This window comes from Micromonospora parva, assembly GCF_000718515.1.
In the GTDB taxonomy this organism is placed as follows: domain Bacteria; phylum Actinomycetota; class Actinomycetes; order Mycobacteriales; family Micromonosporaceae; genus Micromonospora; species Micromonospora parva.
On the sequence record NZ_JNZS01000007.1, the window covers coordinates 287,734 to 308,336 of the forward strand.

The following is a 20,603-nucleotide window of genomic DNA, read 5'->3' on the forward strand; positions in this document are numbered from 1 at the left end:
GGGCACCGGTGCGGTCCGTACCGGAACCTTAGGAACGTCTGTCATCCCCGGTCTTCGGACAGATGCCGGAACAGTCGCGGTGCCGTCCGTCCTTATGTCGCGACTTCGACAGTGGACCTTGCGCAATGGCCCATCCGCACCGGAGGGTAAGGACTGACGGTCGCGCGATCCCTGTCACGCAGCGCAACCATGGGAGATACATGCACGGTGAGCTCCAGCGAATCGTCGACGCCGTCGCCGCCCGGGTGGGGCGACCCGCCCTCATCGAGGACCGGCGGCAACGGGTGGTCGCCTACAGCGAGCACGACGGCCCGATGGACGACGTCCGCCGGATGTCGATCCTGCGTCGGCAGACGACGCCGGAGGTGATCGCCTGGTTCCGGGGGAAGGGTGTGCTCACGGCGCGCGCACCGATCCGCACCCCGGCGTGCGCCGAGCTGGACCTGCTGGCGAGGGTCTGCGTACCGATCCGGCACGACGACCTGCTGCTCGGGTTCGTCTGGTTCATCGACGCCGACGGTTCGATGACCGATGCCGACATCGCCACCGCGGCCGGCGCCTTCACCGACCTGTCCCTGGCCCTCTACCGGGAGAACCTGCTCGGTGAGCTCGCCTCGCAGCGGGAGACCGAGGCCACCCGAACCCTCCTGGTGGAGGGCCGGCAGGCGCGGGAGCACGCGGCGCGGGCGCTGCTGGATGAGGGCGTGGTGGCCGCCGACGGATCTACCGTCGCGCTCGTCGCGCAGCTCGTGCCGACCGGTGGGCGGCAACCCGACGAGGTGGCCCGGATCGCCCTGGAGCAGGCCCTGGTCACCACCCGTCGGTGGATCGGCGTACGGGAGACGCTGCACCTGGTCTGGCACGACCACGGGGTGCTGCTGGTCTGCGGCGACCGGATCGCCGGCCGCCCCACGCCGGAGGCCTCCGCCGCGCACCTGGACGCGGCGCTGAGCACCGCGACCCGGGGTCTGGCGTCGGTGGACCGGACCGTGACCGGGATCGGCCAGCCCCGCGCCGAGTTGTCCAGCGCCGTCGCGTCCTACCAGGAGGCCGCCCAGGCGGCCCGGGTCGGCACCCAACTGCCCGCGCTCGGCCGGGTGATCTCCTGGGCCGGCCTGGGCATCTACCGGGTGCTCTCCCAGCTGGACAGCCAGCATCTGGACGTCGCGGGAGTCCATCCCGGGCTGGAGCGGCTGCTGCGCGACGACGCCCACCAGGTGCTGCTGGAGACCCTTGAGGCCTACCTCGACCTGGCGGGCAACGCGCACGCGACCGCCGAGAAACTGCGACTGCACCGGACCACGCTGTACTACCGGCTGCAGCGGGTGGAACAGCTCGCCGGGACCGACCTCAAGGACGGCAACGAACGCCTGTGCCTGCACCTGGCCATGAAGCTCGGTCGGCTCACGGGCCACTACCGCACACCGTGACGCCGCCCGCCCGTGGCGTGGCCGCGAACAGCGACGCGACCGAGCGGACGGTCCTCGTCACACCAGGCGGGTCATCCAGCCGTGCGGGTCGGCGGCCCGGCCGTACTGGATGTCGAGCAGATGCCGGCGCAGCCGCATGGTCACCGAGTCCTCGGCACCGGCCTTCGGTGCCGTCACCTCGCCGCCGTCCCAGACCAGACGCCCGACCGGCGTGACCACGGCGCCGGTGCCACACGCGAAGACCTCGGTGATCGCGCCGGACGCCACGCCCTCCTGCCATTCCCGGATCTCCACCGGGCGCTCCTCGACCTCCAGGCCCAGGTCCTTGGCGAGGATGAGGATCGACCCCCGGGTGACGCCCTCGAGGATGGTGCCGAGTTCCGGAGTGATGATCTTGCCGTCGGCGGTGATGAAGTAGAGGTTCATGCCGCCCAACTCCTCCACGTAGCGGCCCTCGGCGGCGTCCAGGAAACAGACCTGCTCACAGCCGTGCTCGGCGGCCTCGACCATCGGCGCCAGGCTGGAGGCGTAGTTGCCGCCGCACTTCGCCTCACCCGTGCCGCCGCGCGCCGCCCGGGTGTATTCGGTGGAGAGCCAGATGGAGACCGGCTTGACACCACCGGAGAAGTACGCGCCGACCGGGCAGGCGATCACCATGTAGGTGATCTCCTTCGCCGGCCGAACCCCCAGGAACGGCTCGGACGCGAACATGAACGGTCGCAGGTAGACGCTGTACTCGTCCTCGTCCGGCACCCACACCTGGTCGGCCCGGACCAGCCCCTCGACCGAGGCCATGAAGTCCGGCACCGGCAGTTCGGGCAGTGCCAGCCGTCGGGCGGACCGGGCGAAGCGCTCGCCGTTGGCCTGCGGCCGGAACGACCAGATCGAGCCGTCGGCGTGCCGGTACGCCTTCATCCCCTCAAAGATCTCCTGCGCGTAGTGCAGCACCGCCGCGGCCGGGTGCATGAGGATCGGGCCGAAAGGGACGATCTCGGAATCCTGCCAGCCGCCGTCCGGCCTCCACACCGCCCGTGCCATGTGGTCGGTGAAGTAGGTGCCGAACCCCGGATTCGCCATGATCTCGGCTCGCCGCTGCGCGCTGGCCGGGTTCGGATTCTGCTGCAACGGGAACGGCAGGCTCATGGCCGGGTCCTCTCAATGGCCGCATCCCTGGGCGCTCAGTCACCGAGAACGAACACGCAGGGGAAGTTTGTCGGATGACAGGTGCAGAATACCGACCGTATTGTCGCCGGTCATAGGCAGACTGCGGCGACTCGGGAGGGACGGTGCGCCGGTGAGCCGGGGTGACGAGCGGATCGTCGCGGCCGCCGACAGCGCCGCCCGCCAGGTGGTGGGCCGGGTGGTCGTGTGTGCGGGCACCGACCTCGTCGACGTCGACGACATCCGGGCGTTGCTGGCCCGGCAGCCGCGCTTCGCGCAGCGGCACTTCACCGCGGGTGAGCGCGCGTACTGCCTGCTCGAACGCGACCCGGCGGAACGCTTCGCCGTCCGTTTCGCCGCCAAGGAGGCGGTGTTGAAGGCTCTCGGCACCGGCCTGAGCGGGGCGGCCCTGCGGGAGATCGAGGTGGTGCGCCGGCACTCCGGGCAGCCGGAACTGGCCCTGGCCGGGCGCGCGGCGGCGCTCGCCGAGGCGGCCGGTGTCCATTCCTGGCTGATCACCCTGACGCACACCCGACATCTGGCGCACGCCTTCGTCGCGGGCGTGGGCCAACCGGCCTGAACGCTTCCTAATCTATTCGTCCAAGTTGGACATTGCGCTCATATGATTTGATTGACCGTCGATGCCACATTGTTGACTTTAGCCATTCAGTGTGGAGGTTCGACACTGGCCATCAGCCGATATTTACCTCGCAATCGGGCAAAACAAGGGGCAGTCAAGACCGGCAATACCTCTAGTCACTCCTGTCGATATCCCAGATAGCGAGAGTCGTTTGACGGACCCGGATCAGCCCCAGAGGATTTCGATCAAGCGGTTCCTCGGGGGATGGGGAACTTTCGTGCATACTTCGAGGTGCATCACGGGGTGGGACGCCGTAACGGCGTCGATGCTGCTGCCGAGGGGATATTGTGGAACCACGCACGCTCTCTCAGCTCCTGGAATTCGAGCGTCGCATAGTGCCGGCCGCCGGCCTGATCCGCGCGGCCCAGATCCGTGGCGACGGCGATCAGGCCCTCGCGCACCTCGACCAGCTCTGCCGCGACATCGAGCAGCTCGCTCCGCTGATGCCGACGCGTCAGATCGAGGCGACGGTCCACGACTTGCGTGCCTGGTCAGACTCCGGTTTCCTGGCGAAGCCGGCCTTCGACGCGACCCGTGACACCGTTCCCGCGCCGGAGGACGGAGAAGCCGCCGCCTTCGTCGGACCGGTCACCCTGCCCAACGGCGACGGCTCCCGCGGCGCCTTCCTCGAGGCGTTCACGGTCGTCCGCCAGGACCCGGACTGCACCGCCGAACTTCAGTCGCGCTATCCGCACGACAAAGCGGTTTTCCAATCGACCCGACTCCTTTCCGCCTCCCCAGGATTGCGCGACGGAAACTGCGTCGTCTTCTTCCCGGAGAACATTCCGACGGCCAGTCCCACAGTGGATCAGTCGTTCGCCTGGTTCTTCTTCAACCGGCACACCACCATCTACGCCCGCACGCTGGAAATCGTGGCGCGGCTCTGTGGTGTCGGTTCCCCGTTCGCCGACACGAAGGTGCTGGCGTCCGCCGACGTCGACCCGGAGGACGTCTATCAGGCGCGCTGCGTCTGGGGCTACCTGCACGACTACTACCACCACACCGGGCCCCGTCCACTGGATCAGCACCTGGCGTTGAAGACGAAATGGCGCCCCGGTCTCGCCGAGGAGCTCAAGGTCGATCTGAAGTCGGCGATCGCCTGCCACGAGGAGTCGGTGCCCTACGGCGACATCATTTTCGAGTACATCATCCTGGAAAGGCTCTTCCGCTACCCGGCCGAGCCACGCCCGTTGCGCAACTTCGACTCCGGGACCGGCTTCGCCCTCGGCACCTGGCTTGCCGAGCACGGCCTGTTCACCATCGGCGACGACGGCCGGCGCAGTCTGGCCGGCAAGGCGGAAATCGTCGCATCGGCCAAGGAACTCGTCCGGACGATCGAGGAATTCGAGGCGATCACCGACGACGAGTCCTATCGCGAGAAGGTCACCGATTTCCTGTACGAGAGATTGCTACTGGAACCGGAGAACAAGGCGGACAGGTACGGCGGCCCCCGGGCATCCCTGAGCCTCTGGGGCAGTGAGGTCCATGTCTGACGGGATCCCGACCATCACCGACCGTGCCGTTGCCCTTCGCGATCCCGGTTTCTGCCGGTTCCACACCGACAACACCGCGGTCGTCGACTGGTCGGCCGAGCGCGGCTGGTCCGACCTCTCCGTTGAGCCGTACGCCCCGATGACCATGGATCCCGGCACCCTCGTGCTGCACTACGGACAGAGCGTCTTCGAGGGCCTGAAGGCGTTCCGCCAGCCCGACGGCTCCGCCGCGTTGTTCCGCCCCGCCGACCACGCCCGCAGGCTGGCCCGGTCGGCGCGTCGGCTGGCGATGGCCGAGATGCCGGCCGACCTGTTCCTGGACGCCTGCGCTCAGCTCGTCGCCGTTGACGACGGCTGGCTTCCCGAGGAGCCGGGCCAGGGCCTCTACCTGCGCCCGTTGATGATCGCGACCGAGGCCGAGCTCGGGCTCCGCGACTCGCGGCGCTACCGGTGCACCTTCCTGGCGTATCCGGCCGACCCCTGCTTCGGCCGGGCCTTCACCCCGATCTCCGTGCTGACCTCGGCGGACACGGTACGCGCGGTGCGCGGCGGGATGGGCGAGGCGAAGTGTTCCGGCAACTACGCCGCCAGCCTGCTGACCCGCAAGCGAGCCCAGGCGCGCGGCTACGACGAGGTGCTGTGGCTCGACGGCCTCGAGTTCCGCTGGGTCGAAGAGCTCAGCGGCATGAACGTCTTCTTCGTCTGGCGCGACGACGACGAGCGGCACGGCGTGCGGCTGACCACCCCGCCGTGCCAGGGGACGATCATGCGGGGCGTGACCCGCGACTGCGTCATCACCCTCGCCGGTGAGCTCGGCATTCCGGTCACCGAGGAGCCGACCCCGATCGACGCCCTCATGGCCGGCGCCCGGTCCGGGCGACTCGTCGAGATGTTCGCGTGCGGGACCGCCGCCGTGGTCGTGGCGGTCGGCCGGATCGCCGACGGAGACGACGACGTGACGATCGGGGACGGGCAGGAAGGCGTGGTGACCGCCCGGGTGCGGCACACGCTCATGGAGATCCAGCACGGCAGCCGCCCGGACACCCACGGATGGCTGCGGAGCGTACGCAAAGACCTTGCATCCGTTCACAGCTCGACCGACCGACAGTAAGGGAGATGGCGGATGCCTGACGCCAACGGCCGTTCCACAGCGGGTTCCAGCTCAACCGAACTGCCGCACGTCACCACCATCCACACGCTCGGGCCGACCGGCACCAACCTGGAGAAGGCCGCGCACCGCTGGTTCGCCGACCGACAGCGCCAGGGCCGGGTGGTCCTGCACGCCGAGGTCGAGGATGGCCTCGACGTCATGGCGTTCGACGGCAGCGAGGCGATCCTCGCCTGTGCCGTTTATCCGCGCCTGCACGACCTGGTGTTCGGTAATCTCCATCGGCTCACGATGGCCGACAGCTTCATCCTGGACACGTACGACATGGTGCTCGCCGCGCGGCCGGGCCAGCAGTCCGTCACCACCATCGTCACCCATCCCGCCCCCAGCTGCCTGGTGACGAATCGGGGCACGATCTCGTACGCGAGCAGCAACTCGGTGGCGGCCGCCGCCTGCGCCGCGGGCGACTACGACGCCTGCGTGACCACCGACCGCGCGGCCCAGGCCCAGGGGCTGCGGACGCTGGAAAACTTCGGTCCGGTGCCGATGGTGTTCACCCTGCACGTGGGGAAGGCCGGCGCCGCGTGTTGATAATCGTCCAGCCGCTCTCGGCCGGGATCCAGCTGGCGAGCCGGCTGGTGGCGGCCGGTGTCCCGTGCCTGATCCCGACGCAGTTTCCCGACCTGCTGCCGGCGGAGGTCCACTCCGGCGCGCGCGTCGTCGACTGGCATCCGGACCACGGCGTCCCCGCTCTGCTGGCGCTCGTCGACCGGCTGGGGGTGACGCCGACCGGCGTCATCGCGGGCTTCGAGTACACCGTCGGCCCGGCGGCCGAGCTGGCCCGCGCCCTCGGGCTGCCGGCGCTGAGCCAGGATACGGCCGAGGCCGTCCGGCAGAAGGACGTGATGCGGGAGCGCTGCGTCAAGCACGGCATCGCCGTCCCGGCATCGATCACGGTCCCGGCCGACGATGTGGGCGAATGTCCCTTCGCGTTCCCGGCGGTCGTCAAGCCGGCCGACTGGGGCGGCAGCCTGATGGTGCGCCTCGTCCGGGACGCGGACGAATACCAGCGCGCGTGCGCGGAGATCCACCGGTACGGCGAGGTCAAGTTCCACCACGATCCGCGGCGGGTCGCCCTGGTCGAGGAGTACGTCGAGGGCCCCGAGTTCTCTCTGGAGGGCTGGGTGGACGCGGCCGGGCTGCATCTCGTCAGCATCACCACGAAACTCGTCAGCGCGCTGCCGCAGTTCTTCGAGATGGGCCACGTCGCCACGCCGCCACGGAGTTCACCGCACGGACAGCTGCTGCACGAGTTCGCCGCGCAGGTGGTCGCCGCCTTCGACATCACCGTCGGGCCGTTCCACATCGAGACCCGCATCGCCGCGGACGGCCGTCCGGTGCTGATCGAGGTGGGTGCGCGGTTGGCCGGCGACTGCATCCCCGAACTGATCATGGCGGGCCCTGGGGTGGATCTCTACCTGGCGACGGCTGAGGCGGCGCGGGGCGGCCGTTACCTGGACGAGCCGGTCTCGTCGGCGAGCGCCGGGGTCGCCTTCGTCACCACCGATCGGCCGGGCGCCTTCGCCGGCAGTGTGTCCGGCATCGAGGCGTTTCTCGATGCCGACGAGTTCGACCGGATCGTCTTCGAGGCCGAGCGCGGCGCCGCGCTCGACCCCGACGACATCTTCCACAACCGGGTCGCGCAGGTCTATTTCGTCGGCGATCCCGGCCGGGTCGAGGACCTGGTCGGCGCCGTGCTCCGCGACGTGCGGGTCGATATATCCGACAAGGAAGGCAGCTGATCGTGAGCAAGGACAACGATCTGATCGTCGAGGCGACGACCGCACCCCGTTCGAAGCCGGCGGCCGACGCGCCGACGCGCCCGGGCGGCGTTCTGACCGATCACGCGTACTCGATGCGGTGGAGCAAGCGGCGGTCCTGGCAGGGCACGGTCATCGCCGACCGGGACGCGCTGCCGTCCGTACGGCCCACGTCCTCGGCCCTGAACCACGGACAGGCGGTCTTCGACGACCTCGCGGCCTACCGGATGACCGACGGGTCCGTGTCGGTGTACCGCCCGGACAGCCACATCAAGCGGCTCAACAAGGGGGCCCGGCGGATGGCGCTCCCGCAACTCGACTTCGACCGCGTCTGGCTCGCGATCCGCCGACTCGTGGACCTGGACGAGGCGTGGATCCCGGCGCAGCCCGGGTCGGCGCTGCTGCTGCACTCCGTCCTGGCCGGCAACGGCTCGTCACTCGAGGTCGCCCCGGCCGAGGAGTGCCTGTTCACGATCGTGGCGAGCCCGCTGACCCGGCCGGCTCCCAGCGACGTGCCGGTGCGGGCGATGGTCGTGGACGACTACGTGCGGGCGTGGCCGGGCGGCACGGGGGACATCAACGCCGTCGGTAACTACGGGCCGGGGCTGGTCCCGCGGGAGATCGCCGCCAACTACGACTATCACCACGTGCTGTGGGTGGGCGGCGATCCGGAGCGCACTGTCCAACAGGTCGGCGCGATGAACGCGTTCTTCGTCATCGACGGCGTCCTGACCACGCCGTCGCTGGACGGCACCGTACGGCCGGGGATCATCCGCGACTCGATCATCAAGCTGTCCCGTGACGCCGGGACCGTTGTCGTCGAACGGCCGGTTCCGTTGGCGGAGGTGTTGCAGGGCATCAGCGACGGCCGGATCACCGAGTGCTTCGGCACCGGCACGGTCGAGGGCGTCGTGTCCATCAACGGCCTCGGCTATCGCGGGGAGGAATACCGACTGCCCGGCAGCGTGGCCGTGGCGTCGCACCTCCGAGAGGTGCTCGGGGGCCTGCACCGCGGCGAGGTGATCGACCGGTTCGGCTGGATGCGCCGGCTCACCGAAGTTTCGACTGTCCACGCCTGACCACGGCAGCGCAACCCGTCAGGAGATCTGATCATGGCCTACGTCGTCACCGATGCGTGCATCGGGTGCAAGTACACCGACTGCGTGGACGTCTGCCCGGTCAACTGCTTCCACGAAGGCCCGGAGATGCTCTACATCAATCCGGAGGAGTGCATCGACTGCAACGCCTGCGTTGCCGAATGTCCGCCGGAAGCCATCTGGGCCGATGTCGAGCTGCCCGAGGACAAGTTCGAGTGGATCCTGATCAACGGTGAGATGAGCCAGCAGTACCCGGTGATCTACCAGAGCGACGCCAATTCCGTCAGCAAGAAGTCCGCCTCATAAGGGATGGGATCGACAGACATGACTACCATCGAGAACTCGTTCATGCTCGGTCTCGATTCGAACTTCTACCTCAAGGACGACTTCGAGAGCCCGGAGAAGCGGACCAACGTCACCTGGTTCTACCCGAAGATCTGCGGCTTCCAGGACGCCCTGCGGACCGAGCAGGAGAAGGCGGAGTACTTCTCCTTCCTCGACCGTCAGACGCACCCGCAGCAGACGAACATCCTGCTGTACTTCCACATCCCCTTCTGCGAGGCGTTCTGCAACTTCTGCGCCTGCTTCAAGGAGTCCTCGGCGAAGTACCAGGGCGAGCAGCGGGTGCGGTTCGTCAAGGCCATGGTGAAGGAGATCGAGCGCAACGCCCGCTCGGCGTACTTCCAGGGCACGAAGATCAAGTACGTGCAGTTCGGCGGGGGCACGCCGTCGGCGCTCGACCAGGAGTCGATGGCGACCATCATCCAGGCCGTGCACCGCGAGTTCGACCTGAGCGAGGTCGACGGGATCTCGTTGGAGGGCAGCCCGCTCGGCCTGTCCACGGACGGCTACATCGAGATGCTCAAGTCCCTGGGGATCACCCGCATCTCGTTCGGCGTGCAGACGCTCAACGAGGAGATCCGGCGCAAGCTGACCATCAAGGCCACCGTCGAGCAGGTCTACCAGACGGCGGAGAACATCCGCAAAGCCGGGATCAGGACCTTCGCGCTGGACCTGATGTACAACCTCGCCGGTCAGACCGACGAGATCCTCGCCTCCGACATTCACGGCATCTGCGCCGAGCTGCGCCCCAGCTTCGTGCAGACGTACCGGTTCAACCAGTGGGAGGGCACCCGGCTCGACAAGCAGATCCGGGCCGGCAAGGTGAGCGACGTGCTGCCGTCCGGCAGCATCGAGCGGGTCCAGTACCGCCAGATCAAGGAGAGCCTGGCCGACTACGGGTACGACAAGCAGCTCCTGATCAACTTCTTCACCCACCTCGACGAGACCGGCCCGATCGGGCTGGACCACGCCTGCGGCGGCAACGGCTACCGGGCGAGTTACACACTGGGCATCGGCCCGGCCGCCGAGAACTACATGGGTGAGCGGAGCTACCGCAACCACACCAACGTGGACCGCTGGATCAAGGACGTCGAGGACGGCATCATCCCGATCGAGCAGGGCCGGATCTGCAGTGAGGACGAGGTCGAGAACCGGGTGATGGTGTTCTTCCCGGTCTTCGGCACCGTACGCAAGGCGGACGTCGCCAACCTGGAGAAGTACCGCCGGGAGATCAACTGGATGGTCGAGAGCGGGTACGCGATCGAGACCGACGAGGACATCACCCTCACCGAGGTCGGCCGGGAGAACGCCGGCAACATCGCCTTCCTGTTCTACTCCGACGAGGAGAAGGCGCGGGCCCGGCGCACCATGTACCTCTCCCTGAAGAACAAGCGCAACCCGTTCCACCAGGACGAGATGAACATCCCCCGCACACCGGTCTTCCTGCAGTCCAAGCTGGCGACCCGTCCAGCCGACTCCAGCACCGCGCCGAAGGCGGGCTGACGTGACGAGCACCGACCGGAAGACCCGCGCCGACATCGAGGACGACCTGCGCAAGATCGCAGCCGAGGTCTTCCCGAACCACGACGTCGAGTTGACCTCGAACACGCCCCTGTTCAACGGCGGGCTCTCGTTGAACTCCACCCAGATGATCGAGCTGACGCTGGCCTTCGAGTCGTACTACGACATCGAACTCGAACCGGAGCTGCTGACGGTGGAGCACTTCGCCACCCTCGGCTCGCTCGCGACCATGCTCGAGGACCAGCTCAACGACGACTCCTATGTCTGATGGGGTACGGGTCGTCCTGGTGCACGGCAACGCCGGAGCAACCATCGACGGCATCTGGTTCCCGTACCTCAAACGGGAGCTTGAGGCTCGGGGCCACAACGTGGTGGCCCAGACCTTCCCCGATCCGATCAAGGGTCGGATGCGGTACTGGCTGCCCTACCTGACCGACGTCATCCGTCCGGACGACCAGACGGTCATCGTCGGGCATTCGTCGGGAGCACTGACCGCACTGCGGTACGCGGAGTCGGCGCCGCTGCTGGGCACCTTCGTGGTGGCCGGGCACCACACCGACTGCGGCTTCGAACTCGAACGGCGCAGCGGATTCTTCGACCAGCCGTGGGACTGGGCGGCGATCAAGCGGAACCAACGCTTCATCGTCCAGTTCCACTCGACGGACGATCCGTGGGTCCCCCTCGACGTGGCCCGGGAGCTGCACCGACTGACCGGCAGCCGGCTGACGGTGCTGGAGGGGATGGGCCACTTCGGGTCGTACGACCAGAAGCTGGACACCTTCCCGGAACTGCTGGAGGCGGTGTGCCGGCAACTCGAGATGGTCGACAGGTGACCGGTGGCCCGCTCCGCTTCGTCGACGAGGTCATCGACCGCCGCCACGACGACGACGCCGTGGCGGTGGTCGATCTGGCCACCAGCGTCCAGGTGTCCTACCGGACGCTGGCTCGGCGGGTCCAGGCCCTGACCGACCTGCTGGCTCCCCTCGTCGGCCGGCAAGGCACCGTCGCGATGGTGATGGACAAGTCCATCGACTCGGTGGTCTGCATGGTGGCGGCGCTTCGACTCGGTGCGCGGTACGTCCCCGTCGACGAGTCGTTGCCGCCGGCCCGGACCGCGGTGCAGTTCGCCAGGTGCCGCCCGACGGTGACGGTGGCGCATCCGCGGTATCTCGGGCTGCTCGCCGAGGCGGCGGCCGGCACTCTGGTGGTCGCCGGTGACTCCTGGGACGTGTCGGCTGAGGCCGACTACCGGCCGTCGGCGTACGGGGACAGGACGCCGGACGACCAGGCGTACGTCATCTTCACCTCGGGATCGACCGGCGGCCCGAAGGGCGTCATGATCAGCCACCGCAGTGTGTGCGCGCTGCTGGAGGGCGTACAGCAGGTGGTCGGTTTTCCGGAACGGATGCGATACCTGAACGTGGCGCCGCTGTTCTTCGACGCGTCCGTTGTCGACCTGTACTCCACCTTCCTGGTCGGCGGCAGCGTGCACCTGCTGCCCCGGCTGTCGATGGCCGGCCAGGTCACGCAGGCGTGCGAGCAGTGGGGCATCACCGACGTGCTGCTGGTGCCCTCGGTCATCCGGATGCTGCTCGGGCGGTTCAGCGACATCGACCGCCGCGACCTGAGCTCCCTGCGCCGCCTGTGGTTCGGCGGGGAGTCGTGCCCGACCTCGCTGCTGCGGGCGATGGACAAGAAGCTTCCGGGTCTGACCTATGTGCACGGCTACGGCCCGACCGAGACCACGCACAGCGCCACCCTGTACGTGACCGACGACATCGCCGGCCACGATGACGAGTACCTGCCGATCGGGACCCCGCTGCCCGCCGTCGACGTCCTGATCGTCGACGACGACCTGCGACCGGTGCCCGACGGCGACACGGGTGAGCTGCTCATCGGCGGCCCGCAGGTCATGCTGGGTTACTGCGAGGAGCGGGCGAGGACCGAGCAGTTGCTGATCACACGCGGCTCCCCCGAGATCCGGTACTACCGGTCGGGCGACTTCGTTCGGCGCACCGGCGCCGGTCAGCTCGTCTTCGTCGGCCGACGCGACGATGCCGTGAAGATCGCCGGAAACCTCGTGCACACCTCCGAGGTCGAAGCCGCGGCGCTGGCCGTGGACTGGGTGGTCGACTGCTGCGCGGTGGTGACCCAGCACCGGGTCGCCGGCCGGGCCATCACGCTCTTCGTCCTGGCCGCCGACCGGACCGGCGCCGAAACCGACCTGAGGGCCGAGCTGGCCCGGGTGTTGCCGCCGTACATGGTCCCGGCCAAGATCGTCATGATCGACGAGGGCGACGTCGGCCTGACACCGACCGGCAAACTCGACCGCTCCCGCCTGCGCGACCTGGTGACCTCCGATGATCGATGACGAGATAGCCGCGTTCACCCGGCGGGGTGTGCTGACAGTTGTCCCACGGGCGGCGAGCGGGCGCAGCCTCACCGACCCCGCCGAGCTGCTGCGCCACGGTGTCGAGGAGTTCCTCCCCACGCCGGCCACCGTCGACCGGGTCGCCGAGGCGCTGCTCCGGGAAGGCCTCGCGATCGAGGCCCGAACCGACGTGGGCCTGACCGTCAGCGGCGAGCAGAGCCTGCTCGGGGACGTCTTCGGCAGCGCCGTCGGCGTGGTCCGCAACAAGTACATCCGCGACTCCCCCCGCTACGAACTCGTGGCGCGGGGTCCACTGCGTTCCCGGGTGTGCACCGACCTCATCAGTGCGGTCTCGGTGCCACGTTCCGGATTCGAGCTGACCGTCACCGCGTCGCCGCCGGTGGTGCGCGGGACCGGGCACCACCTCCGCCTTCCCGGCGACGCGGTGCGGGTGGCCGGAGCCGAAGCGCTGCACGCCGCCGGTGTCCGCGGCGACGGCGTCCGCGTCGTCATGGTCGACACCGGCCTCTACGACCACCCGCATCACCGCCAGCACGGCTACCGGACCGCGGTCGTCCCCGCACTGGCGCAGCTCGATCCCGCTGTCGACGAACGCGGTCACGGCACCGCGATGTCGGCGCTGCTGCTGGCGGTGGCGCCCGACGTGTCGCTCACCATGGTCAAGATGGCCACCGAGGGCTTCTCGTTTCCGGTCGCCGCGTTCCAGCGGGCGGTGCAGCTCGAACCTGACGTCATCTCCTGCAGCTGGGGGACGTTGCGCGCGGAACCCCATCTGCATCTCGAGGTGGCCAACGCGATCCGGCGGGGCTGCACAGTGCTGTTCGCCGCCGGTAACGGCTCGACCGACCGGCCGACAGCGATGTTCCAGTCCGTCGCCACCCCTGGTGCGATCACCGTCGGGGGCGTGCACGTCGGCCCGGACGGCGAGCTGCGGGCCGCCGATCTCGCCTCCAGCTACCGGTCGGCGGTCTTTCCCGGACGGGCCGTGCCGGACGTGTCCGGCCCGTGCGGCATGCTGCCCAACGGCAACTACATCCTCTTCCCCACCCAACCCGGCTGCCTGTTCGACCGTCGCAACAGCAAGTACGACGGCACGGGTGCGGATGACGGCTGGCTGGTGTCGAGCGGCACGTCAGGTGCCACGGCGTACGCCGCCGGCGTGGTGGCACTGGCGATTCAGCAGGGTCTGCCGTGCACCGCCGAGTCGTTGACCGTCCATTGTGTTCCGGTCATCCGGGGTCGTTCCATCACCGGGGACGAGTGCGGTGCGCAGAGCCCGAACCCGGCCACCGGCCACGGTCTGCTCACCGCACACCGATTGGACGGGGTTGTCGCTGCTGATCGGCCGCTGTTACGCTCCTCGATGGACAGACGGGGGAGCTCTGCGTGAATGGACCATTGCGTGCCCCCGCCAGGGAGTCCCCGACAACTGACATCCGGCCCCACCAGATCGTGCGCTTCGTCGGGGGCCGGGGGGTCGCCGCGCTGGCCGACCAGTTTCTGTTGTTCGCCATTCCGCTGCTGGTCTTCAAGACCACCGGCAGTGTCGCCGCGAGCGGGCTCGTCTTCCTGGTCGAGTGGCTGCCGAGGGTCATCTTCGCCCCCGTTGCCGGGGTGCTCGCCGACCGGGTCGACGGCTACCGGCTCTATCTGATCGCCGACAGCGTCCGGGCACTGCTCGCCGTGGGGGCCTTCGCCGCCGTGCTGGCCTGGCCGGGCGCGACGGTGGTGACGCTCAGCATTCTCGCCGCGTCCATGTCCCTGGCCAGCGCCCAGGCGTACATCGCGATGGAGACCACTCTCCCCCGGTTCGTGCCCCCCGAGCACATGGTGCGCGCCCAGTCCGTCATCCAGGGCACCGAGCAGGCGAGCACAGTGCTCGGGCCGGCCATCGCGGTCCTGCTGGCCACGCTGCTGGGAACGACCGATCTCCTGCTGGTGACCGGGGTGCTCTTCGCGCTCACCACGATCAACGTCCTGACCCTGCGCGGCAGCCTGCGCAGTGCGGTCACCAACACCGAGCCCACGACGGTGCGCGGTGTGCTGGCCTCAGTGGCCGAGGGTGCGCGCACGCTGTTCAAGCTCCCCGCGATCGTGGGCCTCGTCGGGCTGACGATGATGGTGAACCTCATGGTCGGCGTCGGCATGGCGACCAGCGCCGCCATCACCACCGGCACCTTCGGCAAGCCCGACCGCTACTTCGGGGTGCTGTCCTTCGCCGAGGGCGTGCTCTCCCTGCTGATCTTCTTCATCATCCCGCGACTGTCCCGGCGGATCACCCCACTGGTCGCCATCCTGGGCACCTTCGTGATCATCTGCCTGGGTGGGCTCACGATCAGCCAGGCGAACACGTTCACGCAGTTCGCCATCGGCTACACGTTGCTGATCGGCACCGTCGGCATCCTGAACGTCTTCATCCGCGCCGAACGGATCCGCCGCATCCCCCGCGAACACCTCGGCAAGACGATCGGCCTCATCGTCCTGCTGAACCAGGTCTCCCTGCCGGTCTCGGGCTTCGTCGTCGCCGTCTTCGCCACCGCGCACGGCCCGCAGGCCGTACTGCTCGGCGCGGTGCTCGGGTCCGTTCTCGTCGCCGTTCTGTTGCTCCCACTGGTCCTTCAACTGAGGTATCCGCATGCGCATCCTGATCCTGCACCGAATCACCGATGACATCATCCGCTACGCGGATGGCCTCGACTTCGAAGCCCACGAGGTGACCTTCATCGGTACGGCCGAGCGCATGGCGACACTGCCCGCACGGCTGCCCGGCACACGGATCGAGCGGCCCGGAACGGGCGCCACGGAGACCGAGGTGGTGGCGGCGCTCGCCGGCCACCCGAAGCCCGACCTGGTCATCGCCCAGTCCGAGTTCGACCTGATCGCCGCGGCGCGCATCCGGGAGGCCCTCGACGTGCCCGGCCCACGCGAGGCCGACGTGCTTCCCGTCCGGGACAAGGTCATGATGAAGGCCGCCGCCGCCCGGGCGGGTCTGCGTGTGCCGCGCTATCTCCCGCTGGCCTCGGCCCTCGCCGGAGCCGACATCGGGTGGTCGGGCCAGACGGTGCTCAAGCCGCTCGACGGCGCCTCCAGCCAGGGCGTACGCGTATTCGACACCGCCGCATCCGCCCTCGAAACGGTACGTCGCGACGGCCTGCCCTCCGACGCGGACCCGAGCGGCTTCGAGATCGAGGAATTCGTCAGCGGCCCGATCATCCACGTCGACGGGTTGGCCGTCGACGGCACCCCGGTCACGCTGCAGGCCAGCCGGTACGTCGGCACCTGCCTCGGGTACGCCGAGGGCAGCCCGCTCGGTTCGGTGCAGACGGACACCCCGCCGGCCGTCGTGGAGTGGACCACCGCCTGCCTACAGGCCGTCGGCATCACCACGAGCCTGTTCCACCTCGAAGGCATCGAGACGCCCGACGGCCTGGTCTTCCTCGAGGTGGCCAGCAGGTTCGGCGGGGCCGGCGTGGCCGACACCTTCGAGCTGGCGACCGGCGTGCACATGCCGTCGGTGCAACTGCGGGCCCTCTCGACGCCCGGCGCCTCCGCCCCCGAGGCGCACGACTCCGGCCCGGACTCCCGGTACGGCTGGTTCATCGTCCCCGGTCACACCCTGGGCGCGAGGTTCTGCACCGTCGACGGCGCGGACGAGTTCCGGCGCAGCCCGCTGACCTGGCGCTGGGTGCAGCGCACCGAGGACGAGCCGGTCAGTCAGGCGCTGAGCTACGCCGAGTACGACGTACCCGTCGCCGGTATCGTCGGCCCGGCACCCACGGCGGTGCTCGAACAGTTCCTGCGGGACATCTTCGCCTCGGTCAAGGTCACGGCCGCCGGCAAGGCGGACAACCATGTCTGAGCTGCTGCTGGTCGGGGTCGGTTTCATGGGCAGGCCGTACCTCGCCGCCGCGCGACGGCTGGGTCTGCGGGTGGCCGCCGTGGAAGGCGCGGCCCGAGCCGCCGACACGGGCGGGCTCGTCGACCACATCCGGGTGGCCCCCGGCAACCACGACGAGCAGTGGGCCGAAGGGGCCTGGGCGGCCGCGGCAGACCGCCGGCCGGCGGGAGTGGTGGCGTTCACCGAGAACAACGTGCTCGGCGCGGCCCTGCTGCAGGACCGGCTCGGCGTTCCCGGCCCGTCCCTGCACGCCGCGACCGTCTCCCGCAACAAGGCTCTGCAACGGGGGCTGTTCGCCGCGGCGGGCATCCGCCAACCGGAGTATCTGATGACCGGCGACCTGGAATCGGCGCGCGACTGGGCCACCGCCCGCCTGCCGGTCGTCGTGAAGCCACTGTCCGCCGCGGGAAGCGAGGGAGTGGAACTGGTCGACAGCCTGGACGCCTTCCAGGACGCTGTGGCACGCCGGAACGACGAGGGTCCGCTCCTGGTGGAGACGGCTGTGGACGGCCCGGAATACAGCTGGGAGGCGCTGATCAGCGAGGGGAAGGTGTGGCTGGCCAACCTCACCGCCAAGGAGACCGCCGAGCCGCCCCACTTCGTCGAGATAGCGCATCGCACCGGCGTCCAGCTCGACCACGAGGCCGCCGCCGAGGTGACGGAGTTCTGCACCGCGGTGGTGAGCGCCCTCGGCATGCGTACGGGCATCGTGCACCTCGAGTTCCGGCTCGCCGCCGACGGGCCGACCCTGATGGAGATCGCCGTCCGGACCCCCGGCGACTACCTCATGGATCTGCTCAGCCTCACCTACGGCCTGGACTGGTTCGAGATGGTCGTCCGGCTTGCCATGGCGATGCCCCTGCCCGAACCACCGTCGGGCCCCGTCGCGTACGCGGCGAGCTATCTCCCCATCGCGCCACCCGGCATCCTGGTCGAGATGCGGGGCACGGCCGAGATCGAGGCACACCCGGCCTTCGTCTCGTGCGGCTGGTGGAAGAATCCCGGCGACGTCGTGCCGGCGGCCACCTGGAGCGCGGAACGCGCCGGCTACCTCATCGTCTCGGCCGAAACCCCGGCGCTCCGCGACGAAGCACTGGAATTCGTCCGCAGGACGCTGACCATCGTCACCCGCCCCGCCTGAACCGTGACGGCTAGCCCGAACCGCTCACTGCCTGGGGTGGGGCGGGTGCGGCCGTTCAGGCGGCTTGCCACTGGCGTGGATGGCGTCGGAGGCGGCGATGCCGGCGAGGACGACGACGGCGGTGACGGCCACAGCCAGCGGCGGCAGCCGGATCATGAACGGCGCGGCGCCGGCGATCACCGCGGCGCCGATGATCCGAGAGCGTGACACCCGGTCGAAGACGGCATGTTCCACCAGGGCCCGCCCGATCAGGAACAGCATCGGTCCGCCCAGGACAATGAGAATCCATGCCGCTTCGGTGTGCCCGAACGGGTGTTCGATCACGATTTCGTATCCGACTGCGACGGCAACGATGCCGACCACCATGAGGACGTGCGCGAGGAAGGCGTCCCGGACGAGGTGCGAGGGGTCGGCGGAGGCTCTGATCGCCTCGGGCAACAGCTGGCCCGCCCGGAAGAGGTAGACGCGGAACAGCAGCACCGTCGTGATGAAGGAGACCGCGAAGGCTGCGGCTGCCCCGCCCTGCCCGGAGGACGTGTCGCTGTAGGCCGAGCCGGTCGTCAGAATCAGCTCGCCGAGGGCGATGATGAAGAATTGTCGGTAGCGCTCGGACAGGTACTCGGCCAGGACGGGCCACTGCCGTGGGGTGGGGCAGGACCACGGCGTGGGATAGAACAGCAGCAGTGCCATGCAGTCGATGCCGATCGCCAGCGTCCACAACAGCACTCGGGCCTGATCCGTGGCTATCGCGCCGGCGAGCCAGGGCACGGCCGACAACGCGAACCAGAAGAACACCCCGGCCGCTCGGCGCTGCGCGTCATGGCCGCGCAGCATCGGCACGATGATCAGCCCACGAGCGATATGGACGGCCACGTACGCGCCAGCGAAGGCCAGACTTCTGTCGGCGAACGCGTTCGGCACCGCCACCGCCATCACCAGCGCGCCGAGCATCGCCGTGTAGACCAGGAGCTGGACCTGCGGTTTCTGTGGGTCGTAGAGGTCGGTGACCCACGCCGTGACGAACCACAGCACCAGGAAGGCCAGCAGCAACAGCAGGGTCTCGCCTGCCTCGACGAGGACGATCCGCCGCTCGGTGAGCTCCTCGACCAGCCGCTGCGACACCCGGTTGAGAGCGAAGACGAAGACCAGGTCGAAGAAGAGCTCCAGAAGGCTCGGTCGCTGCGGTTGCCCCGGCTTTCGAAGCAGCGCTGCTGCCCTTGTCGACATGGGCCGCCCACTTCTGTCGGCTTGGCCTATCTGGGTATTGGTACCACGCTGAACAGGCCGTCGAGTCAGGACCAGAAGAATGCCCCCGGCCCGACACACCTGCCGATCGGCCATGAGGCGCCAGTGGCGGACAGCCGACACCGGAGCGCGAGGTAGCCGACTGTGACCATGGAGTCACTACGCGCACGCTCCTCTCCGACATGTTCCCGTCGACTGGAGGAACAGATGCGTCTCCGATCGTTCGTCACCGCGGCACTGGCCACCGTCCTGGCCGCCAGCGCACTCGCTCCGGCGGCACCGGCCACGGCGGCCACCGCCGACCGCTGGGGCTTCGCGTACGTCAAGGACCCCACCGTGCCGGTCTGGACGGTGCTGGACACCAGCCGGCAGTGGGGCAGCTGGAAAACCGCGTTCCCGGCCGCCTGGGCCGACGGCGTCAAACTCGCACCCGGCCGGTTCCAGGTCCGCTTCCCGCAGATAGGTGCCAGTTCACGGGGCGTTCCCCACGTGACCCCGGTGAACCGGACCGGTCACTACTGCGAGGTGGTCCGCTGGTTCCAGTCCGGCGCTGACGAGATCGTCGACGTGCAGTGCCACCGTCCCGGTGGCACGCGCGAGGACACTCCGTTCACAGTGCTCTGGACAACCAGCTCGGGCGTGCTGCCGGCCGGCACCTCCCACGCGTACGTGCAGTGGAGCAGCGGCCTGATGACGCAGTCGTACAACTCCACCGGCGTCGCGAACGCTGTCGGACCGCTGGGCGTCGGGCAGTACCTGGTGCGACTGCCCGGGGTGGGGCTGGCCGGAGTGCTCGCCGGCAACCCGCAGGTCACCGCCGTGCAGCCGAACGCCGGTCCGCGCCGGTGCAAGGTCTACTCCTGGAGCGCGGTCGGCAGCGACGTGCAGGTCTACGTCTTCTGCTACGACCAGGCTGGCGCGTTCGTCAACACCGACTTCGTCCTCTCGTACCACCGCCGCCGGCCGGTGATCGGCTCCCTCGGCCCGCCGTCGTACTTCGGCTACCTGGGTACCGCCGTCGGCGGGCCGACCAACGACAACTCGGTGCTCGGCGTCGGCGCGAACACCGTGGCGCCGCTGGCGCCCGCCGGCCGCTACCTGGCGACCTTCCCACAGATCGGCCTCAAGGAGACGCACGCCCAGGTGGTGGCGCAGGGCGCCGGCAGCAACTACTGCCACCTCACCCAGCAATGGACGTACACCACCAACGCCGACGTCGACGTCATCTGCTTCGACAACACCGGCGCGGTCACCCCGCACCGCTTCCTGGCCACCTTCACCTCCCGACTCTGACGTCACGCCGAGCCGGGCCGGC

General features: G+C 69.0%; 19 protein-coding genes. 17 read left to right on the forward strand and 2 right to left on the reverse strand.

All coding sequences use genetic code 11. The annotated features are described in order from the left end of the window. Positions 1 to 200: 200 nt before the first annotated feature. Positions 201 to 1,430 carry a PucR family transcriptional regulator gene (locus IF22_RS0110905; RefSeq protein ID WP_051708318.1) on the forward strand — a complete coding sequence of 410 codons (1,230 nt, stop codon included), beginning with the start codon at positions 201 to 203 and terminating at the stop codon, positions 1,428 to 1,430. Positions 1,431 to 1,487: 57 nt separating this feature from the next. On the opposite strand, the gene IF22_RS0110910 is transcribed toward IF22_RS0110905, so the two are convergent. Beyond that, positions 1,488 to 2,573, reverse strand: a complete 1,086-nt coding sequence (locus tag IF22_RS0110910) for a branched-chain amino acid aminotransferase (RefSeq protein WP_030330882.1) — start codon at positions 2,571 to 2,573, stop codon at positions 1,488 to 1,490. A 151-nt stretch (positions 2,574 to 2,724) separates the two neighbouring features. On the opposite strand from IF22_RS0110910, the gene acpS reads away from it, so the two are divergent. From acpS to IF22_RS0110985, 15 genes are all read left to right on the forward strand, one after another. Beyond that, positions 2,725 to 3,171, forward strand: a complete 447-nt coding sequence (gene acpS, locus IF22_RS0110915) for a holo-ACP synthase (RefSeq protein ID WP_209444528.1) — start codon at positions 2,725 to 2,727, stop codon at positions 3,169 to 3,171. Positions 3,172 to 3,518: 347 nt separating this feature from the next. Continuing rightward, positions 3,519 to 4,724, forward strand: a complete 1,206-nt coding sequence (locus tag IF22_RS0110920; protein WP_030330886.1) for a DUF6421 family protein — start codon at positions 3,519 to 3,521, stop codon at positions 4,722 to 4,724. Further along, complete coding sequence (locus tag IF22_RS0110925; RefSeq protein ID WP_051708320.1) at positions 4,717 to 5,835, forward strand: branched-chain amino acid aminotransferase; 1,119 nt, start codon at positions 4,717 to 4,719, stop codon at positions 5,833 to 5,835. The genes IF22_RS0110920 and IF22_RS0110925 overlap by 8 nt, the downstream gene beginning before the upstream one ends. Before the next feature lie 12 nt (positions 5,836 to 5,847). Beyond that, a complete protein-coding gene (locus IF22_RS0110930) occupies positions 5,848 to 6,423 on the forward strand; it encodes a bacilysin biosynthesis protein BacA (protein WP_030330890.1) in 576 nt (191 codons plus the stop codon). Further along, entirely contained in the window at positions 6,417 to 7,634 is a 1,218-nt protein-coding gene (locus tag IF22_RS0110935; protein ID WP_030330892.1) for an ATP-grasp domain-containing protein, read from the forward strand. Before IF22_RS0110930 ends, IF22_RS0110935 begins: the two co-directional genes overlap by 7 nt. A 2-nt stretch (positions 7,635 to 7,636) precedes the next feature. After that, on the forward strand, positions 7,637 to 8,731 hold the full coding sequence (locus tag IF22_RS0110940) for an aminotransferase class IV (RefSeq protein ID WP_030330894.1): 1,095 nt from the start codon (positions 7,637 to 7,639) through the stop codon (positions 8,729 to 8,731). A gap of 33 nt (positions 8,732 to 8,764) precedes the next feature. Further along, on the forward strand, positions 8,765 to 9,055 hold the full coding sequence (locus IF22_RS0110945) for a 4Fe-4S dicluster domain-containing protein (RefSeq protein WP_030330895.1): 291 nt from the start codon (positions 8,765 to 8,767) through the stop codon (positions 9,053 to 9,055). Positions 9,056 to 9,073: 18 nt separating this feature from the next. After that, positions 9,074 to 10,594, forward strand: a complete 1,521-nt coding sequence (locus tag IF22_RS0110950; protein ID WP_036411167.1) for a coproporphyrinogen-III oxidase family protein — start codon at positions 9,074 to 9,076, stop codon at positions 10,592 to 10,594. 1 nt (position 10,595) lies between these two features. Next, entirely contained in the window at positions 10,596 to 10,880 is a 285-nt protein-coding gene (locus IF22_RS0110955) for an acyl carrier protein (RefSeq protein ID WP_030330897.1), read from the forward strand. Then, entirely contained in the window at positions 10,873 to 11,445 is a 573-nt protein-coding gene (locus IF22_RS0110960) for an RBBP9/YdeN family alpha/beta hydrolase (protein ID WP_030330898.1), read from the forward strand. Before IF22_RS0110955 ends, IF22_RS0110960 begins: the two co-directional genes overlap by 8 nt. Further along, positions 11,442 to 12,983: an amino acid adenylation domain-containing protein gene (locus IF22_RS0110965; RefSeq protein ID WP_030330899.1), complete on the forward strand. Its 1,542-nt coding sequence runs from the start codon at positions 11,442 to 11,444 to the stop codon at positions 12,981 to 12,983. Before IF22_RS0110960 ends, IF22_RS0110965 begins: the two co-directional genes overlap by 4 nt. Beyond that, positions 12,973 to 14,394, forward strand: a complete 1,422-nt coding sequence (locus IF22_RS0110970) for a S8 family serine peptidase (RefSeq protein WP_081883783.1) — start codon at positions 12,973 to 12,975, stop codon at positions 14,392 to 14,394. The genes IF22_RS0110965 and IF22_RS0110970 overlap by 11 nt, the downstream gene beginning before the upstream one ends. Next, complete coding sequence (locus tag IF22_RS0110975) at positions 14,391 to 15,674, forward strand: MFS transporter (RefSeq protein ID WP_209444529.1); 1,284 nt, start codon at positions 14,391 to 14,393, stop codon at positions 15,672 to 15,674. Before IF22_RS0110970 ends, IF22_RS0110975 begins: the two co-directional genes overlap by 4 nt. Then, positions 15,640 to 16,863 carry an ATP-grasp domain-containing protein gene (locus IF22_RS0110980; RefSeq protein WP_030330901.1) on the forward strand — a complete coding sequence of 408 codons (1,224 nt, stop codon included), beginning with the start codon at positions 15,640 to 15,642 and terminating at the stop codon, positions 16,861 to 16,863. Before IF22_RS0110975 ends, IF22_RS0110980 begins: the two co-directional genes overlap by 35 nt. Further along, positions 16,856 to 18,043, forward strand: coding sequence for an ATP-grasp domain-containing protein (locus tag IF22_RS0110985; protein WP_030330903.1), 1,188 nt, complete (start codon positions 16,856 to 16,858; stop codon positions 18,041 to 18,043). Before IF22_RS0110980 ends, IF22_RS0110985 begins: the two co-directional genes overlap by 8 nt. A gap of 24 nt (positions 18,044 to 18,067) precedes the next feature. Here the strand turns inward: IF22_RS0110985 and IF22_RS0110990 are convergent, their stop codons facing one another. Then, on the reverse strand, positions 18,068 to 19,384 hold the full coding sequence (locus IF22_RS0110990) for a low temperature requirement protein A (protein WP_245233598.1): 1,317 nt from the start codon (positions 19,382 to 19,384) through the stop codon (positions 18,068 to 18,070). Between the two features lie 111 nt (positions 19,385 to 19,495). Between IF22_RS0110990 and IF22_RS0110995 the strand changes: the two genes are divergently transcribed. After that, the gene (locus tag IF22_RS0110995; protein WP_030330907.1) at positions 19,496 to 20,581 is read left to right on the forward strand and encodes a hypothetical protein; all 1,086 of its coding nucleotides are present in this window, start codon (positions 19,496 to 19,498) and stop codon (positions 20,579 to 20,581) included. Positions 20,582 to 20,603 lie beyond the last annotated feature (22 nt).

Coding starts and splice junctions, on each gene's coding strand:
- IF22_RS0110910 (WP_030330882.1), bottom strand. CDS start 2,573: ATGAGCCTGCCGTTCCCGTTGCAGCAGAATCCGAACCCGGCCAGCGCG.
- IF22_RS0110945 (WP_030330895.1), top strand. CDS start 8,765: ATGGCCTACGTCGTCACCGATGCGTGCATCGGGTGCAAGTACACCGAC.
- IF22_RS0110960 (WP_030330898.1), top strand. CDS start 10,873: ATGTCTGATGGGGTACGGGTCGTCCTGGTGCACGGCAACGCCGGAGCA.
- IF22_RS0110950 (WP_036411167.1), top strand. CDS start 9,074: ATGACTACCATCGAGAACTCGTTCATGCTCGGTCTCGATTCGAACTTC.
- IF22_RS0110980 (WP_030330901.1), top strand. CDS start 15,640: ATGCGCATCCTGATCCTGCACCGAATCACCGATGACATCATCCGCTAC.
- IF22_RS0110995 (WP_030330907.1), top strand. CDS start 19,496: ATGCGTCTCCGATCGTTCGTCACCGCGGCACTGGCCACCGTCCTGGCC.
- IF22_RS0110985 (WP_030330903.1), top strand. CDS start 16,856: ATGTCTGAGCTGCTGCTGGTCGGGGTCGGTTTCATGGGCAGGCCGTAC.
- IF22_RS0110905 (WP_051708318.1), top strand. CDS start 201: ATGCACGGTGAGCTCCAGCGAATCGTCGACGCCGTCGCCGCCCGGGTG.
- IF22_RS0110930 (WP_030330890.1), top strand. CDS start 5,848: ATGCCTGACGCCAACGGCCGTTCCACAGCGGGTTCCAGCTCAACCGAA.
- IF22_RS0110970 (WP_081883783.1), top strand. CDS start 12,973: ATGATCGATGACGAGATAGCCGCGTTCACCCGGCGGGGTGTGCTGACA.
- IF22_RS0110925 (WP_051708320.1), top strand. CDS start 4,717: ATGTCTGACGGGATCCCGACCATCACCGACCGTGCCGTTGCCCTTCGC.
- IF22_RS0110990 (WP_245233598.1), bottom strand. CDS start 19,384: ATGGCCGATCGGCAGGTGTGTCGGGCCGGGGGCATTCTTCTGGTCCTG.